The organism is Streptomyces sp. NPDC104761 (assembly GCF_055583445.1).
Map to the genome: position 1 here is coordinate 32663 of NZ_JBVJNZ010000005.1, position 17222 is coordinate 49884.

Below are 17222 nucleotides of genomic sequence, written 5' to 3' on the forward strand. Positions count from 1 at the left end.
CAATAGCGCTAATTTCCCATAACGGGCGTTACGGTCGCCGTATGTCTGGAGAGACCGTCCCCGTCACCGGCTGGGGCCGCACCGCCCCCACCGCCGCCCGCCTGATCCGTCCCCGGACCTACCAGGAGGCGGCGGACGCGATCCGGAACTGCGGGGCGCGCGGCGGTATCGCGCGAGGCCTCGGGCGGGCCTACGGCGACGCGGCGCAGAACGCCGGCGGTGCCGTGCTCGACATGACGGGTCTGGACCGCGTCCACGCCATCGACGCCGACGGCGGCACCGTGCTGTGCGACGCCGGGGTCTCGTTGCACCGCCTGATGGAGGTGCTGCTGCCGCTCGGCTGGTTCGTCCCGGTGACCCCGGGGACCCGCCAGGTGACGGTGGGCGGCGCTATCGGCGCCGACATCCACGGCAAGAACCACCATGTCTCGGGATCGTTCTCCCGCCACGTGCTGTCCTTCGAACTCCTCACCGCCGACGGCCAGGTCCGCACGGTGAGCCGCGGCACCCCGCTGTTCGACGCGACGGCCGGCGGCATGGGTCTGACCGGAGTGATCCTCACGGCGACCGTCCGCCTCCTCCCCGTCGAGACGTCGTACATGTCCGTCGACACCGAACGCGCCACCGACCTCGACGACCTGATGGCCCGCCTGACCGGGACCGACCACCGCTACCGCTACTCGGTCGCCTGGATCGACCTGCTCGCGCGCGGGGCGGCGACCGGGCGCGCTGTGCTCACCCGCGGCGACCACGCGCCCAGGGAGGCGCTCGCCGGGAACCGCCGCGCCGGGCGCGCCCCGTTGGCCTTCCGCCCCCGCGAGCTGCCACCCGCCCCGGCCTTCCTCCCCGACGGCCTCCTCGGCCGCACCACCGTCGGCGTCTTCAACGAGCTCTGGTACCGCAAGGCGCCCCGCGCCCGGGTCGGCCAGCTCCAGCGCATCTCCGCGTTCTTCCACCCCCTGGACGGCGTACCGCACTGGAACCGCGTCTACGGCCGGGCCGGCTTCGTCCAGTACCAGTTCGCCGTCGGACACGGCCAGGAGGCCGCCCTGCACCGGATCGTGGCCCGGATCTCCGAGCGCCGCTGCCCGTCCTTCCTGGCCGTCCTCAAACGCTTCGGCGAGGCCGACCCCGGCTGGCTCTCCTTCCCCGTGCCCGGCTGGACCCTCGCCCTCGACATCCCCGCCGGGCTGCCCGGTCTCGGCGCCTTCCTCGACGAACTCGACGAGGAGGTCGCCGGCGCCGGCGGCCGCGTCTACCTCGCCAAGGACGCCCGGCTCCGTCCCGACCTGCTCGCCGCGATGTACCCGCGGCTCGCCGACTTCCGCGCCCTGCGCGCGGAGCTGGACCCCCGCGGGGTCCTCGTCTCCGACCTGTCCCGCCGTCTCGGTCTCTAGTCCTCCTCCAGCCCAAGGAGTTGCCGTGAAGGACGCCTTCGGAATGCCCCAGTCCCTGCTGGTCCTCGGCGGTACGTCGGAGATCGCGCTGGCCACCGCGCGCCGGCTGATCGCCCGCCGCACCCGCACGGTCTGGCTGGCCGGCCGCCCCTCCCCCGGCCTCGAACAGGCCGCCGAGCAGCTGCGCGCCCTCGGCCCCGACGTCCACACCGTCCCCTTCGACGCGCTCGACCCCGAGTCCCACGAGACGGCTCTCGGCAAGGTCTTCGCCAACGGCGACATCGACCTGGTCCTGCTCGCCTTCGGCATCCTCGGCGACCAGGCCACCGACGAGCGCGATCCGGTGAACGCCGTGCGCGTCGCCCAGACCAACTACACGGGCGCCGTCTCGGCGGGCCTGGTCGCGGCACGGGCCCTGCAGGCCCAGGGCCACGGCTCCCTGGTCGTCCTCTCCTCCGTCGCCGGCGAACGCGCCCGCCGCGCCAACTTCATCTACGGCTCCAGCAAGGCGGGCCTGGACGCCTTCACGCAGGGACTGGGCGACGCGCTGCACGGGACTGGCGTGCACGTGATGGTCGTACGGCCCGGATTCGTCCGCACGAGGATGACGCGGGGCCTGGCGGAAGCCCCGCTCGCCACCACCCCTCAGGCGGTGGCGACGGCGATCGAACTGGGGCTGCGCAGGCGCTCGGAGGTGGTGTGGGTACCGGGCACGCTGCGCGTGGTGATGTCGGCACTGCGGCACATGCCGCGGTCGGTCTTCCGCAGGCTGCCCGTCTGACTCCGGCCCGCGGGCTACCGGCTGGGGATGGATCCCCGCTCCGCGTGCCCCACCTGAGGCGGCACGACAGCGCCCCCGAACACGTAGTCACGCAGCTTCCGCCACACCCCGTCCGCGCCCTGCTCGTACAACGCGAACCCGGTACAGGGCCACTCGGCCTCGTAACCGGCCAGGTCGGCGAACGCCCGGTCCATGGCGGCCTCGTCGATCCCGTGAGCGACGGTCACATGAGGGTGGTACGGGAACTGCAGTTCCCTGGCGAGGGGTCCCGCCTCGTCCCGCACCCGTGCCTGGAGCCAGGCACACTCCTCGGCCCCCTGGGCGACCCTGACATAGACCACCGGCGACAGCGGCCGGAACGTCCCCGTACCGCAGAGCCGCATCGGGAAGGGCCGCCCCGCCGCGGCGACCTCGCCGAGGTGTGCCTGAACCGCGGCCAGCTCCCCTTCGTCGACCTCGGTCGGCGGCAGCAGGGTCACGTGCGTGGGGATGCCGTGGGCCGCGGCGTCGCCGAAGCCCGCGCGCCGCTCCTGGAGCAGGCTGCCGTGAGGCTCCGGGACCGCGATCGACACGCCGATCGTTACGGTCCCCACGTCATCTCCCGTCGGTCGTGGTGGGCGGACACATGTCGGGTTCGTACCCGGGCGTCCGGCTTCGACTGTACGGCCACGGCCGCCTCCCGGGCAGCCGTGGCCGAAGTGATGTGCAGCGCTTCGCCCCGCTCAGTGCTTGGCGGGCAGGAAGCCGACCCTGTCGTAGGCCTGGGCCAGGGTCTCGGCCGCGACGGCCCGCGCCTTCTCGGCACCCTTGGCGAGGATCGAGTCGAGGGTCTCCGCGTCGTCCAGGTACTGCTGGGTGCGCTCCCGGAACGGGGTGACGAAGTCGACCATGATCTCGGCGAGGTCCGTCTTGAGCGCGCCGTACATCTTGCCCTCGTACTCCTGCTCGAGTTCGGCGATCGACCTGCCGGTGAGGGTGGAGTGGATGGTGAGCAGGTTGGAGACGCCCGGCTTGTGCTCGGCGTCGTAGCGGATCACGGTCTCCGTGTCGGTGACCGCGCTCTTGACCTTCTTCGCGGTCGCCTTCGGGTCGTCGAGCAGGTTGATGAGGCCCTTCGGCGTGGACGCCGACTTGCTCATCTTGATCGCCGGGTCCTGCAGGTCGTAGATCTTCGCCGTCTCCTTGAGGATGTACGGCTTCGGGATGGTGAAGGTCTCGCCGAACCGGCCGTTGAAGCGCTCGGCGAGGTCGCGGGTGAGCTCGACGTGCTGACGCTGGTCCTCGCCGACCGGGACCTCGTTGGCCTGGTAGAGCAGGATGTCCGCGACCTGGAGGATGGGGTACGTGAACAGGCCGACGCTCGCGCGGTCGGTGCCCTGCTTGGCGGCCTTGTCCTTGAACTGGGTCATCCGGCTGGCCTCGCCGAAGCCGGTGAGGCAGTTCATGACCCAGGCGAGCTGGGCGTGCTCCGGGACGTGGCTCTGCACGAAGAGGGTGCAGCGGTCCGGGTCCAGGCCGGCCGCGAGCAGCTGGGCGGCGGCGAGCCGGGTGTTGGCGCGCAGGTCGGCGGGGTCCTGCGGGACCGTGATCGCGTGCAGGTCGACGACCATGTAGAAGGCGTCGTGGGACTCCTGGAGGGCCACCCACTGGCGGACGGCGCCGAGGTAGTTGCCCAGGTGGAACGAGCCGGCGGTGGGCTGGATGCCGGAGAGCACGCGGGGTCGGTCAGAGGCCATGCTCACCATTCTCTCAGAGGGCGAGGGTGGGATCGGCCCGGCGGTGGGGGGTGGTTTCGGAGCGCGGGGGACTGCGGGCCCGGCGGGGGCTTGTCGCGCAGTTCCCCGCGCCCCTTTCAGGGGCGCTGCCCCTGACCGGCGCCGATCAGCCCAGGTCGATCTCCGGGTACAGCGGGAAGCCGGCGACCAGGTCCGTCGCGCGCTGGGCGATCTCCGTGGAGACCTTCTCGTCGAGGACGTGCGAGGCCTTGCTCGGCGCGCCGGACTTCGTCGTGCCCGGCTCGGTCGTGGTCAGGACGCGGTCGATCAGGCCCGCGACCTCGTCCATCTCCGCCGTGCCGAGGCCGCGGGTGGTGAGGGCCGGGGTGCCGACGCGGATGCCGGAGGTGTACCAGGCGCCGTTCGGGTCGGCGGGGATCGCGTTGCGGTTGGTGACGATGCCGGAGTCGAGGAGGGCGGACTCGGCCTGGCGGCCGGTGAGGCCGTACGACGTCTCGACGTCGATCAGGTTGAGGTGGTTGTCGGTGCCGCCGGTGACCAGGGTGGCGCCCCGGCGCATCAGGCCCTCGGCCAGAGCGCGCGAGTTGTCGACGATCCGCTGCGCGTAGTCCTGGAAGGCGGGCTGCCGGGCCTCGGCGAGGGCGACGGCCTTGGCGGCCATGACGTGCGGGAGCGGGCCGCCGAGGACCATCGGGCAGCCGCGGTCGACCTGGTCCTTGAGGGAGTCGTCGCACAGGACCATGCCGCCGCGCGGGCCGCGCAGCGACTTGTGGGTGGTGGTGGTGACGATCTGGGCGTGCGGGACCGGGTCGAAGTCGCCGGTCAGGACCTTGCCCGCGACCAGACCGGCGAAGTGGGCCATGTCGACCATCAGCGTGGCGCCGACCTCGTCGGCGATCTCCCGCATGATCCGGAAGTTCACCAGGCGGGGGTACGCCGAGTAGCCGGCGACGATGATCAGCGGCCTGAAGTCGCGGGCCTGGGCGCGCAGCGCGTCGTAGTCGATCAGGCCGGTGGCCGGGTCGGTGCCGTAGGAGCGCTGGTCGAACATCTTTCCCGAGATGTTCGGGCGGAAGCCGTGCGTGAGGTGGCCGCCCGCGTCCAGGGACATGCCGAGCATCCGCTGGTTGCCGAAGGCCTGGCGCAGCTCGGCCCAGTCCGCCTCGGAGAGGTCGTTGACCTGGCGGGCGCCGGTCTTTTCGAGGAAGGGGACCTCGACCCGGTCGGCGAGGACGGCCCAGAAGGCGACCAGGTTGGCGTCGATGCCGGAGTGCGGCTGGACGTAGGCGTGCCGGGCGCCGAACAGCTCGCGGGCGTGCTCGGCGGCGAGCGCCTCGACGGTGTCGACGTTGCGGCAGCCGGCGTAGAAGCGGCGGCCGATCGTGCCCTCGGCGTACTTGTCGCTGAACCAGTTGCCCATCGCGAGCAGGGTCGCCGGGGAGGCGTAGTTCTCGGAGGCGATCAGCTTGAGCATCTCGCGCTGGTCGTGGACCTCCTGGCCGATGGCGTCGGCGACCCGCGGCTCGACCGCGCGGATCACGTCCAGGGCGGCGCGGTAGGCGGTGGACTCGGTGGACAGGGGCGCGGACTTGTCTGACATTCGGGACCTCCGGACATGGCGTTTCGGCATTCACGGTTCGGCCCAGGCGCACGGCACTCGGTCACGACGCAGGCCGCTCCCCGATGGTCGGTCCCATCCCAGCGCGCCAGTCACGGCCCGCGGATCACATTACCGGGCACGCCGGGCCACAGGGCCGTGGCGTCCACCAGTCGGGCAGGGGCAGAGGGTAGGAAAGGGGGCAATCCCGCCGCGTTCCCTGGAGTCGCCGTGACCACTACGGAAGCCCTCGTCGCCGCCGCCGACGCGCACAGCGCGCACACCTACGACCCGCTTCCGGTGGTGATCGCCACGGCCGACGGCGCCTGGATGACGGACGTCGAGGGGCGCCGGTACCTGGACTTCCTGGCCGGCTACTCGGCGCTGAACTTCGGGCACGGCCACCCCCGCCTGGTCGCGGCGGCGAAGGCGCAGCTGGAGCGGGTGACGCTGACGTCGCGGGCGTTCCACCACGACCGGTTCGCAGCGTTCTGCACGGAGCTGGCCGAGCTGTGCGGGATGGAGACGGTGCTGCCGATGAACACCGGCGCGGAGGCCGTGGAGACGGCGGTGAAGACCGCCCGGAAGTGGGGGTACCGGGTCAAGGGCGTGCCGGCGCAGACGGCGAAGGTCGTGGTGGCGGGCGGGAACTTCCACGGCCGTACGACGACCGTGATCAGCTTCTCCACGGATCCGGAGGCACGGGCGGACTACGGGCCGTACACCCCGGGCTTCGAGATCGTGCCGTACGGCGACCTGACCGCGATGCGGGCCGCGGTGACCGAGAACACGGTCGCGGTGCTGCTGGAGCCGATCCAGGGCGAGTCGGGAGTGATCGTGCCGCCGGAGGGCTACCTGGCCGGGGTGCGGGAACTGACCCGCGAGCGGGACGTGCTGTTCGTCGCGGACGAGATCCAGTCCGGGCTGGGGCGGACCGGGCGGACGTTCGCGTGCGAGCACGAGGGGGTCGTACCGGACGTGTACGTCCTCGGGAAGGCGCTGGGCGGCGGGGTGCTGCCGGTGTCGGCGGTGGTGGCGAACGCGGAGGTGCTCGGGGTGTTCCGGCCCGGGGAGCACGGGTCCACCTTCGGCGGCAACCCGCTGGCCTGCGCGGTGGCGCTGGAGGTGATCGCGATGCTGCGGACCGGGGAGTTCCAGGAGCGGGCGGCCGAACTGGGGGACCTGCTGCACCGCCGGCTGGCGGAGATGACCGGGAGCGGACGGGTGACGGCGGTGCGGGGGCGGGGGCTGTGGGCGGGGGTGGACGTGCATCCGGAGGCGGGCTCGGGGCGGGCGGTGGCGGAGCGGCTGATGGAGCGGGGGGTGCTGGTGAAGGAGACGCACGGGGTGACGGTGCGGGTGGCTCCGCCGCTGGTGGTGGCGGAGGAGGATCTGGAGTGGGGGGTGGAGCAGTTGTGGGGGGTGTTGAGTGCGTAGGGGGGGCGGACCGGTGCGTACTCGGCCGCCGGCCGGTGGGGGTGTTCGCGCAGTTCCCCGCGCCCCTCACGCGGGCAGAATCACGTGCGGCAAGAAGCGGGCGTAATCATCTGTCACCAACCCCTGCGACTCACGTATGCCCAGGCCCGCCGCCTCCTCCGCCACCACCCAGGCGCCCAGCACCACGTGGTTGCCGTCGAAGTCGGGGAGCGGGGCCAGTTCCTGGTAGCAGCAGGGCTCGTCGCGGACGACGGGCTCCGCGCCCGGCGCGTGGACGCGGACGCCCGCGCCCTCGCGGCCCAGCAGCGGCTTGCTGACGTATCCGCGGGTGGCCGCCAGCTCCCTCGGTCCGTCGAGGTAGGCCGGGAGGAGGTTCGGGTGGCCGGGGTACAGCTCCCAGAGGACCGCCAGCAGGGCCTTGTTGCTGAGCAGCATCTTCCAGGCGGGCTCGATCCACATCGTGGTGCCGGTGCCGCCGCCGTTGTCGAGGGTGTCGAGGACGTGGGCGGCGAAGGCGTCGGTGGTGAGCCACTCCCACGGATAGAGCTTGAAGCAGCTGCGGATGAACCGGAGCCGGTTGTCGACGAAGCGGCCGGAGAGGCTGTCCCAGCCGATCTCCTCCATGGGGATCCAGTCGGTGGCGAGGCCCGCCTGGTCCGCCGTCTCCTTGAGGTACGCGACCGTCATCAGGTCCTCGCCGAGCTCGTCGGCGGACGAGTGGGCGAAGTGCAGCGGGGCGCCGGACGGGAGGAGGGGGGCCTGTTTCCGCCAGCCGGCGACCAGGCGTTCGTGGAGGCTGTTCCACTGGTCGGCGCCCGGGAAGCGGTCCTCCATCCAGAACCACTGCGCCGACGCGGCCTCCACCAGGGAGGTGGGGGTGTCGGCGTTGTACTCCAGGAGCTTCGCCGGGCCGGTGCCGTCGTAGCGCAGGTCGAAGCGGCCGTACAGGGAGGGGAGTTCGGCGCGGCGGTGCCAGGACTCGGTGACGGCCGCCGCGACGCGCGGGTCGGTGATGCCCAGGTCGGCGAAACGGTTCTCCTTGACCATGCGGTCCGCCGCCGCCAGGCACATGGCGTGCAGTTCCTCGACGGTCCCCTCCAGCGCCTCCACCTCGTCGAGGGTGAAGGCGTAGTAGGCGCTCTCGTCCCAGTACGGGCGCAGGGTGCCGTCGGGGTGGCGGGTGAGGGGGTAGATCAGACCCTGTTCCTCGACGGTGCGCTGCCAGCCGGGGCGGGGTTCGGTCGTACGGCGTTCCACGGCGCGGTCAGCCGCCGGAGCTGCCGTGCTCGCCGCCGAAGCCGCCCCGCTTGACGCTGTGGCCGCCGCCGGAGGAGCCACCCGAACCGCTGCGCGGCTTGGTGAAGGAGCCGCCGCTGACCCAGCCACCCTTCTTCTTGCCGCCGTAGTAGTAGCCCGCGTCGACGGCGGACTTGGCCGAGGTGCAGTTCTTGTCGGAGACCACCTGGTAGCCCTTGGCCGCGGCGTAGCTGTCGCGGTCGACGCAGCGCTTGTCGGGGTCGGCGGAGCAGGAGGTCAGGGCGGCGGCCAGCAGGCCCATGCCACCGAGGACGACCGTGCCCGAGCGCAGTTGCCGGCGCGCGTCCGCCATGTTCGTTCTCCCCCGTGCGATGCGAAGTCCGGCGAAAGCTTAGACGAGCGGTTTCGAGCCACCACCGGACGGGGCCGGATTGTCATGCACAGGTAAGAAAAACCTGTGAAGTCGCCGGGTCCCTGTCGGCGCGCCACGTCCTGCCGGTACGGTCCTGCTGCCCGTAGGTGAACGATCAACTTCGAAGTCTACGCGCGCAGAACGACTCGTGACGCACCACCCGCACCGCCATCCCTCTCGCACCCCCCACCGATGGAGGAATGACAGATGCCCGGCTTCGCCGTACCGCGCCGCACCCTCACCACGGCTCTGACCGTGCTCGGCCTGCTCACCGCCGGTGCCGCCGTCCAGGCCACCGGCGCCGCGACCCCCGCGCACGCGGCCACCACCTACAAGGTCCTGTTCGACGACGGCCACGCCGAGGAGGCAGGCAACGCGGACTGGATCATCTCCACCAGCAAGCCCGACCCGCTCGCCCAGGACTCCTCCCCGTCCTCGGACAAGGACTGGACCGGCGCGCTGTCGTCGTGGGGCATCGCCCTGCAGAAGACCGGCGACTACAGCCTGAAGACCGCGACGAGCGCCCTCACGTACGGGGGTTCGTCGACGACCGACCTGTCCAAGTTCGACGCGCTGGTGCTCCCCGAGCCCAACACCAGGTTCACCACCGCCGAGAAGACGGCGATCATGAACTTCGTGAAGAACGGCGGCGGGCTGTTCATGATCTCCGACCACACCGGGGCCGACCGCAACAACGACGGCTACGACGCGGTCGAGATCCTCAACGATCTGATGACCAACAACAGCGTCGACTCGACCGACCCGTTCGGCTTCTCGATCGACTCGCTGGACATCAGCTCCGGCTACCCGAAGGCCGTCAGCGACAGCAGCAACCCGGTGCTGCACGGCGGCTTCGGCACGGTCACCAAGAGCCTGATCGCCGACGGGACGACGGCCACGCTCAAGCCCTCGGACAACTCCGCGGTCAAGGGCCTGGTGTACCGAAGCGGCTACTCAGGCAACACCGGTGCCTTCTTCGCCACCAGCACCTTCGGCAGCGGGCGGGTCGCGTTCTGGGGCGACAGCTCCCCGATCGACGACGGCACCGGCCAGTCCGGCAACACGCTGTACGACGGCTGGAACGACAGCGGCGCCACCAACGCGGCCCTCGCCCTCAACGCCACCGCCTGGCTGGCCGGCGCGAGCTGACGTCCGGGACGACGCCCGAGGAGCGGGTCCGGAATCGCCCCGGACCCGCTCGTTCTTACCTTTCCGCCCGATCACCGCAGGCCGCCTCCCCTACAGTCCCTCTGTGCTCTTCGGAATGGTGTGTGCCCTGGCGGCCGCGATCTGCTTCGGTACGGCGACGGTCCTGCAGGCGATGGCCGCGCGGGCGGCCGGTGACGGCGCCGGCGGGGAGGCCGCGCTGCTGCTGCGGGCGGTGCGGCAGTGGCGGTACGTCGTCGGGCTGGGGCTCGACGGGCTCGGCTTCGTGTTCCAGATCCTGGCGCTGCGGGCGCTCCCCATCTACGCGGTCAGCGCGGCCCTGGCCTCGTCGCTCGCGGTGACCGCGGTGGTCGCGGCGCGGCTGCTGCGGGTGCGGCTGAGCGGGGTGGAGTGGGCCGCGGTGGGGGTGGTGTGCGCGGGGCTCGCGATGCTGGGGCTGGCGTCGGGCCCGGAGGGCGACCGGGCCGGGTCCACGGCGTTGAAGTGGGTGATGCTCGGGACCGCGGTGGGGGTGCTGCTGCTCGGCCTGGCCGGCGGGCGGCTGACCGGGCGGGGGCGGGCGCTGGTCCTCGGCCTCGGGGCGGGGTTCGGGTTCGGCGTGGTGGAGGTGTCGGTGCGGCTGATCGACACGCTGCGGCCGGCCGGGCTGTTCACCAACCCCGCGACCTATGCGCTGCTGGTCGGGGGCGGCGGCGCCTTCATGCTGCTGACCTCGGCGCTGCAGCGCGGCTCGGTGACCACGGCGACGGCCGGCATGGTCATCGGGGAGACGATCGGTCCGGCGGCGGTCGGGGTGGTGTGGCTCGGGGACCGCACCCGGGAAGGGCTGACCTGGCTCGCGGTGCTCGGTTTCGCGGTGGCCGTGGCGGGGGCGCTGGCCCTGGGCCGGTTCGGGGAGGCGCCGGTCACGGCCGAGGAGCGGTGAGGCCGCCGTCCCCGGCCTTCCGCACCGGCCTTCCGCCCCGGCCTTCCGCCCCGGCCTTCTGCCCGCGGACGCCCGCCGTCAGTCCGGCACGGCGTCGCGGGTGCGCTGGTAGTGGCGGCGCGCCTTCATCCGGTTGCCGCACACGGCCATCGAGCACCAGCGGGCCTTGTTGGTCCTGCTGCGGTCGATGAGGAACAGCCGGCACTCCGGGTTGGCGCACGGCCGCAGCCGGCCCGGCAGCGTCTGCTGTACGCCGCTCCACGCCATGACCGCCTCCGCGGCCATCCGCCGTTCCGCGGGGGCGTCCAGCTGCCACGACACGCCCGCCGGCGAGAGGTGCGGGCGGGAGGTGACGCCGTCCAGGAGCGGGGCCAGTGAGGTGGCGGGCAGGTTGCCGCGCACCACCTCCTGAAGAGCGTCGCGGGCGGCCACGAGGCCGCGGAGCTCGGCCGCGGTCCCGCTGCCGCCGTGCGCCCGCTGCCAGGACCGTGCCGCCTCCGGGTCCGCCAGCAGATCCTGGACGACCCCGTTGACGACCGGCGTGCTGTTGAGGAGCTCCAGCAGCAGCGCGTCCTGCTCTTCCCTGTCGGCCACCGCCATCCCTCCTAACCGAATCGACGCACCAGACAGGTTACACGGACGGCCGGAACGGGCGGATCGGCGGAAGCGGCTCGGCCCAAAGGCGCACGCCGGCGCCGACAGAGCCCCTCCAGGGGCTCGGGGAACTGCGCGACCAGCCCCCACCCACCCGCAGCCGAAACGCGGAACAGGATCTGCCCGGCATCGTTCTGCCGGGCCGGGAATCACGTGTCCATCCGGATCCGGGGAACTCAGGCGGCGCCGGTCACACCGGGGTCGGACAGCACCGTGCACAGGGTGTCCAGCGCGCCCGACCAGGCGTGGTCGGGCGGGGTGCCGTAGCCGAGAACGAGGGCGTCGGGGGGTACGACGGCCGCGTCGGGGTGGCGGTGGCGCGGGGTGAGGCTCTCGACGGCGAGGCCGCGGTCCTCGGCGGCCCGGATCACCCGGTCCCGGGTGCCGGACGGCAGCCGCAGCACGGCGTGCAGGCCCGCCGCGATGCCGGTGACCCGGATCGCCGGGGCGCGCTCGGCGAGGGCCGTGACCAGGGCGTCGCGGCGGCGCCGGTAGCGGGAGCGGGCGGCGCGGACGTGCCGGTCGTAGGCGCCGGAGGTGATGAACTCGGCCAGGGTCAGCTGCTCCGGTGCACTGCAGGTGTCGACGCCTCCCTTGACCGCCGTCACCTCCCCGGCCACCGACGGGGGCAGCACCAGCCAGGCCAGCCGCAACCCGGGCGCCAGGGACTTGCTGGCGGTGCCCAGGTAGACCACCTCGTCGGGGGCGAGGCCCTGGAGGGCGCCGACGGGCCGGCGGTCGTAGCGGAACTCGCCGTCGTAGTCGTCCTCCAGGACCAGGCCGCCGGTGCGCCGCGCCCAGTCCACGACGGCCGCCCGCCGGTCGTGGTGCAGCGGCACGCCCATCGGGAACTGGTGCGAGGGCGTCAGCAGCACCGCGGCCGGGCCCTTGGCCAGCTTCGTGGTGTCCGTGCCGAGTCCGTCGAAGGGCAGCGGGACCTGGCGGAGTCCGGCCGCGGTGAGCAGCTGCCAGTGCTCGTCGAGGCCGTACGGCTCCACGGCGACCGTGTCCGCCCCGCGGGCCCGCAGCATGCCGCCGAGCAGGCTCAGGCCGTGCGAGAACCCGGCGCAGATCACGATCCGTTCGGGGTCGGCGCGCACGCCCCGGGCGCGGGCGAGGTAGGCGGCGAGCGCGGTGCGCAGTTCGGGGCGGCCTCGGGGGTCGCCGTAGCCGAAGGCCTCGTTGGGGGCGGCCGTGAGGGCGCGGCGGGCGGCCTTCAGCCACTCGGCGCGCGGGAAGGCGGAGACGTCGGGGAAGCCGGCGCGCAGGTCGTAGGCGGGCCGGTGGGCAGCCGTACCCGCGGGGGTCGCCGCCTGCCGCACCGGCGCCACGCCCCTCGCGACCCGGGTGCCGGAGCCCTGCCGGGCGGTGAGCCAGCCCTCGGCGACCAGGTCGGCGTAGGCGTCGGCGACGGTGTTGCGGGCGATGGCCAGGTCGGCGGCGAGGGTGCGGGAGGAGGGCAACCGGGTGCCGGGGAGCAGCCGGCCGCTGCGCACGGCCTCGCGCAGCGCGTCGGTCAGGCCCCGGCGCAGGCCCGGACCGGCGGCAGGCTCCAGGTGGAGGTCGATGCCCAGGGCGGTCCGCGCGGGCCGGGCGGGCGAAGCGGGCCTGGGTGGTGAAGTGGCCCATGTCTTCTCCATGGAAATGGACCATACCCCTGGGCTGCCTGGCACCTAGTGTCGGCACCATGAGCCATCAGGAAAACGCCGAGTACGCCCCCGAGCACACCCCCCGCCTCGCCTGGGCACAGCACGCGCCCGAGGTCTACAAGGCGATGGTCCGTCTGGACGGGGCGGCCCGCAGGGGTCTGGACGCCAAGCTGTTCGAGCTGGTGAAGATCCGCGCCTCGCAGCTCAACCACTGTGCGTACTGTCTCGACATGCACACCAAGGACGCGCTCGCGGCGGGCGAGAGCATCGCGCGCATCGTTCAGCTCAGCGCGTGGGAGGAGTCGAAGCACTTCTACACCGAGCAGGAGCTCGCCGCGATCGAGCTGACCGAGGCCGTCACGGTGCTGACCGAAGGTTTCGTGCCCGACGAGGTCTACGAGCGGGCCGCCAAGCACTTCGACGAGGTGCAGCTGACGCAGCTGATCGCCTCGATCATCGTGATCAACTCCTGGAACCGGTTCGCCGTGACGACCCGCATGGTTCCCGGGCACTACACGCCGGGACAGCACGGGTGAGCAAGGCCGAGGTCTTCCGGGCGCTGCACCACGGGCGCCCGGCCGGTGATCCCCTGGTCCTGGCCGGCCCGTGGGACGCGGCGAGCGCCCGGGCCCTGGCGGCGGCCGGGTTCCCGGCGCTGGCGACGCCGAGTGCCGGGGTGGCGGCGAGTCTGGGGTACGCGGACGGCGCCACCCCCGCGGCGGAGATGTTCGCGGCGGTGGCGCGGATCGCGCGGGCCGTGGACGTACCGGTGTCGGCGGACGTGGAGGACGGCTACGGGCTGGCGCCGGAGGAACTGGTCGAGCGCCTGCTGGAGGCCGGGGCCGTCGGCTGCAACCTGGAGGACTCCAGCGGGGACGTCCTCAAGGACCCGCACGAGCACGCCGAGTGGCTGGCCGAGGTCCGCTCGGCCGCCGGTGACCGGCTGTTCCTCAATGCCCGTGTCGACACCTTCGCCCACGGCACCGGTGATCCGGACCAGGCCGTCGAGCGGGCCGCGCTGTACGTGGCGGCGGGCGCCGACTGCGTCTACCCGATCCACGCCCCCACCGCCGTACTCCCCCTGCTGCGCACCGGCGTCGAGGGCCCGCTGAACGTGTACGCCCGCGTGGACGGCGACGGCCCCTCGCCCGCCGAACTCGGCGAACTCGGGGCCACCCGCGTCACGTTCGGACCGGGCCTGCTGCGGCTGGCCCTGCGGTCACTGGACGCGCGTCCCTTCGGGGCGCCACCGAACCGCAGCGGACTTCGCCGGACCACTCAGACGTACGACGAACTGCCCGTCCCGGGGCGGAAGCGCCGGTAGAGCACCGCGCCGGCCGCCAGGGAGGCCAGGCTCACGGCGGCCGGTGCCCAGGGGCTGGCCGCGCCCGTGTGGGCGAGGGTGTCGGTCGTCCGCTGCTGCACGACGGTGGTCCGCCTCGGGTGCGTCTTGGCAGGGTGCTGCGGCTCGTGGTGCACCCGCGGCGTCGACGGGGTGGACGGGGTGGACGGGGCCGGCGCGTCGGGCTCGTCCGAGCCGTTGCTCGACTCGTTGCCGAAGACGGGGTTGAGGAGGCCCACCAGGTTCGCGCTGTTGCCGCTGATGTTCACGGGCACGTGGACCGGGACCTGGACGAGGTCGCCGGAGAGAACCCCCGGCGAGTCGTGGGCGGTTCCGTCGGCCTTGGCGTGGCCCGACGTGCTGGAGCCCGCCTTGCCCGGTGCCTTGTGCCCCTCGTTGGAGCACTTGTTGCCCATCGCGGGGTTGAGCAGCCCGACCACGTCCACGGTGTTCCCGCAGACGTTCACCGGGATGTCCACCGGCAGCTGGATGGCGTTGCCGGACGCCACCCCGGGGGAGTTGCTCGCGGTGCCGTCCGCGGCGGAGTCGGCGTGCGCCGTCCCCGCTACTGCCATCGCGCCAGAGGCGACGGCCATGGCGATCACACTGTTCCGGGTAACCCTTTTCATGGGGTACCTGCCCTTCCAGACGCGTCGCGGGCGGTCACCCGGACTCGGCGAAATGTTGGGGGGATCACTGAAGAGAGATGTAGAGAGAGGAAAGAGGTCGTCTGCCAGGTCAGAGCGCCTGGTTGTTGCAGCCCATGTCCGAGCCGAGGTGGCTCTGCTGCGCGCCCGGGTTCCCCTCGCCGTTCAGCAGGTTGCCCGCCAGGCCGGTGAGGGCGCTGATGTTGCCGAGCACCTCGATGTTCATGTCGTGGGAGCGGCACTCGGTGCCCTGGGTGACGTCGATGTCGTGACCGGGCTCACCGTGGGCGACGGCGGTGCCGCCGCCGAACGAGCAGACGCTGCCGAGGACGGCGGCGCCCACGAGGGCCGCCTTGTGGAGCTTGCGCATGGGTTCTCCGTTGGTCGAGCGGACGGGGATCCGCTACGGGTCGATGAAAGGTGCGGAAGGTGGCGGGAGGGCGTCAGCCGAGGCGGGGAAGCCCCAGTTGGCCGACGGGGGGCGCCGCGACCTGGCCGATTCCGACCGGTGCGAGCCCGGGCACGCCCGGCGCTCCGAGCACGGGGTTGATGAGCGGGTTCACCTGCGGGTTCACCTGGGGGTTCACCTGCGGGGTGACGCGCGTCGGGCCCTCAGGCGCGTAGCCCTGGGGAACGGCCAGCTGCGGGGCGACCTGCGGCATGACCTGGGGCATGACCTGCGGTACGACCTGCGGCGGGGCGGCCTGCGGCTGGGGCTGGGCGTACTGCGGCGCCGGCGCGTACTGCTGTGGCGGGTAGGCGGGGGCGGCCTGCGGCTGGGCGTACGGCTGGGGCGGCGGGGCCTGCTGGTACTGCGGCGCCGGGGCGTACTGCTGCTGCGGGTAGGCGGGGGCGGCGGTGGCCTGGGCCGAGCCCTGCGACGAGGCCGAGGCGGCGGCGTAACCGGTCTGCTGCTGCGGGTACTGCTGGGGCGGCGGGGCCTGCTGGTACTGCGGGGGCGGCGCCTGCTGCGGGTACTGCGGCGGCGCGGCCTGCTGCTGCGGGTAGGCGGGCACGGTGGCCTGGGCCGAGCCCTGGGTCTGGCCGGCTGCGTAGGGGGCCTGCGGCGGAGCGGGTGCCGGGGGCGGGGCCTGGGGATAGGGCTGGTCCGGGGCCGGGGCCGGAGCCGGACCGCCGTATCCGACGGGAGCGTCGGCATAGCTGACGCCGGCGCCGATGGCGGACAGTCCGCCGGCCGCCGCCAGAACGAGCGCGGCCTTGTGAAGCTTGCGCATGAAACCCTCGGCCCTTCGATACCTGGAGATGAGAAAGTCCATTGCGTTCGGTGCGGTCGCGCGTGCGGACGGTGCGGTAATGACACTGCACTTTCAGCAGCGGTGCTCCCGAGCAGCACGCGAACTTCGCATCGGAGCCGGCGGCGATTCGCCTCGTTCTCTTCAGGTCCTCGACCGCTGCCCTCTCCCCACCGGAACGAGGAATGCCGGGCCGGGGTCACGGCAATTCGGGATCGCATCACCCAATTGCCGTCACCAGTACGGACGTTGCCGCTCATATGCCTTTTAGCAAACGGGTGACACGACATCGCACCCGTATCCGGGTGCGCATGCACGTCGTTCCCCACGGGGTGAGGGCGAAGGGGCATCCCAGCCGTCCGGTGCGGCGATAAAGCGATAACCGCGCTGCCTCATCAGTCATTTCATCAGTTTCGTGCACAGATCAAATGAAGAGCCGAGGATTTCATGCGCAAGTTTCGGCAAGTCGCGCTCATCGTCGCAGCAGCCGGCGGCCTGACCGCTGTCGGCGCCGGCCCCAGCTCCGCCGCCCCCGTCACCTACGGGACCGGCCCGACTCCCCTGTCGCAGCCGGACGCCCAGGCCGCCGCGGCCACCTCCGCCGCGGCGACCGCGCAGACGTACGGCACGCCGGCCCCGCAACAGGCCCCGCAGCGCGGCACCGAGGTCGCCCCGCAGCTCAACCCCCAGCTGAACCCGCAGATCAGCCCCCAGATCTCGCCGCCGGCCCCGCAACAGGTGCAGGGCGGACCGGTGGAGCAGAACAACCTGTTCCGCCCGTACCAGGAGTGCAGCCCGCAGTCCCTGCTCGACGCGAACGTTCCCGTCGCCCTGCTCGCCGCCTCCCAGACCCGGGGCGTCGACTGCACCCAGGCCAACAGCCAGTCGAACGCCCTTGCCCGCGCCCAGTACCAGGGCTGACGGCCGTTCGACTCTTCGGGTGTTTCTGTCGCGTATCGCGGAGAACA

17 protein-coding genes, 1 pseudogene and 1 riboswitch are annotated in these 17222 nt (G+C 72.5%); of the genes and pseudogenes, 8 read left to right on the forward strand and 10 right to left on the reverse strand.

Annotation, left to right across the window (positions count from 1 at the left end):
- The first annotated feature begins 41 nt into the window (after window positions 1–41).
- Complete coding sequence (locus ACZ63F_RS15595) at window positions 42–1397, forward strand: FAD-binding oxidoreductase (protein WP_469711475.1); 1356 nt, start codon at window positions 42–44, stop codon at window positions 1395–1397.
- Window positions 1398–1422: 25 nt separating this feature from the next.
- The gene (locus ACZ63F_RS15600; protein ID WP_469711477.1) at window positions 1423–2178 is read left to right on the forward strand and encodes a decaprenylphospho-beta-D-erythro-pentofuranosid-2-ulose 2-reductase; all 756 of its coding nucleotides are present in this window, start codon (window positions 1423–1425) and stop codon (window positions 2176–2178) included.
- A gap of 14 nt (window positions 2179–2192) precedes the next feature.
- On the opposite strand, the gene ACZ63F_RS15605 is transcribed toward ACZ63F_RS15600, so the two are convergent.
- The 3 genes from ACZ63F_RS15605 to ACZ63F_RS15615 form a co-directional block, all read right to left on the reverse strand.
- Entirely contained in the window at window positions 2193–2771 is a 579-nt protein-coding gene (locus tag ACZ63F_RS15605) for a 2'-5' RNA ligase family protein (RefSeq protein ID WP_469711479.1), read from the reverse strand.
- Window positions 2772–2900: 129 nt separating this feature from the next.
- Complete coding sequence (gene trpS / locus ACZ63F_RS15610) at window positions 2901–3914, reverse strand: tryptophan--tRNA ligase (RefSeq protein WP_469711482.1); 1014 nt, start codon at window positions 3912–3914, stop codon at window positions 2901–2903.
- Between the two features lie 145 nt (window positions 3915–4059).
- Window positions 4060–5514, reverse strand: coding sequence for a glycine hydroxymethyltransferase (locus ACZ63F_RS15615; RefSeq protein ID WP_469711483.1), 1455 nt, complete (start codon window positions 5512–5514; stop codon window positions 4060–4062).
- A 33-nt stretch (window positions 5515–5547) separates the two neighbouring features.
- A riboswitch (ZMP/ZTP riboswitch) is annotated at window positions 5548–5638 on the reverse strand.
- Between the two features lie 104 nt (window positions 5639–5742).
- On the opposite strand from ACZ63F_RS15615, the gene rocD reads away from it, so the two are divergent.
- Complete coding sequence (gene rocD, locus ACZ63F_RS15620; RefSeq protein WP_469711485.1) at window positions 5743–6948, forward strand: ornithine--oxo-acid transaminase; 1206 nt, start codon at window positions 5743–5745, stop codon at window positions 6946–6948.
- 66 nt (window positions 6949–7014) lie between these two features.
- On the opposite strand, the gene ACZ63F_RS15625 is transcribed toward rocD, so the two are convergent.
- Window positions 7015–8205 carry a glutathionylspermidine synthase family protein gene (locus tag ACZ63F_RS15625; protein ID WP_469711486.1) on the reverse strand — a complete coding sequence of 397 codons (1191 nt, stop codon included), beginning with the start codon at window positions 8203–8205 and terminating at the stop codon, window positions 7015–7017.
- Window positions 8206–8212: 7 nt separating this feature from the next.
- On the reverse strand, window positions 8213–8557 hold the full coding sequence (locus tag ACZ63F_RS15630; protein ID WP_469711488.1) for a hypothetical protein: 345 nt from the start codon (window positions 8555–8557) through the stop codon (window positions 8213–8215).
- Window positions 8558–8824: 267 nt separating this feature from the next.
- Between ACZ63F_RS15630 and ACZ63F_RS15635 the strand changes: the two are divergent.
- Together ACZ63F_RS15635 and ACZ63F_RS15640 are read left to right on the forward strand one after the other, a co-directional pair.
- Window positions 8825–9763 (forward strand): annotated as a pseudogene (locus ACZ63F_RS15635) (hydrolase); the annotation flags it as partial.
- A 118-nt stretch (window positions 9764–9881) separates the two neighbouring features.
- A complete protein-coding gene (locus tag ACZ63F_RS15640) occupies window positions 9882–10709 on the forward strand; it encodes a DMT family transporter (RefSeq protein ID WP_469712038.1) in 828 nt (275 codons plus the stop codon).
- Between the two features lie 78 nt (window positions 10710–10787).
- Here ACZ63F_RS15640 and ACZ63F_RS15645 read toward each other — a convergent pair whose 3' ends face one another.
- Together ACZ63F_RS15645 and pdxR are read right to left on the reverse strand one after the other, a co-directional pair.
- Entirely contained in the window at window positions 10788–11309 is a 522-nt protein-coding gene (locus tag ACZ63F_RS15645; protein ID WP_469711491.1) for a CGNR zinc finger domain-containing protein, read from the reverse strand.
- Between the two features lie 230 nt (window positions 11310–11539).
- Complete coding sequence (pdxR, locus tag ACZ63F_RS15650; protein ID WP_469711494.1) at window positions 11540–13003, reverse strand: MocR-like pyridoxine biosynthesis transcription factor PdxR; 1464 nt, start codon at window positions 13001–13003, stop codon at window positions 11540–11542.
- A gap of 47 nt (window positions 13004–13050) precedes the next feature.
- Here pdxR and ACZ63F_RS15655 point away from each other — a divergent pair, with 47 nt between their 5' ends.
- Together ACZ63F_RS15655 and ACZ63F_RS15660 are read left to right on the forward strand one after the other, a co-directional pair.
- Entirely contained in the window at window positions 13051–13548 is a 498-nt protein-coding gene (locus ACZ63F_RS15655) for a carboxymuconolactone decarboxylase family protein (protein ID WP_469711496.1), read from the forward strand.
- Window positions 13545–14336, forward strand: coding sequence for an isocitrate lyase/PEP mutase family protein (locus tag ACZ63F_RS15660; RefSeq protein WP_469711499.1), 792 nt, complete (start codon window positions 13545–13547; stop codon window positions 14334–14336). The genes ACZ63F_RS15655 and ACZ63F_RS15660 overlap by 4 nt, the downstream gene beginning before the upstream one ends.
- Here ACZ63F_RS15660 and ACZ63F_RS15665 read toward each other — a convergent pair.
- The 3 genes from ACZ63F_RS15665 to ACZ63F_RS15675 form a co-directional block, all read right to left on the reverse strand.
- Window positions 14291–14950, reverse strand: coding sequence for a chaplin (locus ACZ63F_RS15665; RefSeq protein ID WP_469711501.1), 660 nt, complete (start codon window positions 14948–14950; stop codon window positions 14291–14293). The two genes, ACZ63F_RS15660 and ACZ63F_RS15665, sit on opposite strands and share 46 nt — an antisense overlap.
- A 142-nt stretch (window positions 14951–15092) precedes the next feature.
- Window positions 15093–15371: a hypothetical protein gene (locus ACZ63F_RS15670; protein ID WP_352361826.1), complete on the reverse strand. Its 279-nt coding sequence runs from the start codon at window positions 15369–15371 to the stop codon at window positions 15093–15095.
- A gap of 73 nt (window positions 15372–15444) precedes the next feature.
- Window positions 15445–16236 (reverse strand): hypothetical protein, encoded by a 792-nt coding sequence (locus ACZ63F_RS15675; protein ID WP_469711503.1) that lies wholly within the window; start codon window positions 16234–16236, stop codon window positions 15445–15447.
- Window positions 16237–16701: 465 nt separating this feature from the next.
- Here ACZ63F_RS15675 and ACZ63F_RS15680 point away from each other — a divergent pair, with 465 nt between their 5' ends.
- Entirely contained in the window at window positions 16702–17175 is a 474-nt protein-coding gene (locus tag ACZ63F_RS15680) for a hypothetical protein (protein ID WP_469711504.1), read from the forward strand.
- The last annotated feature ends 47 nt before the right edge of the window (window positions 17176–17222 follow it).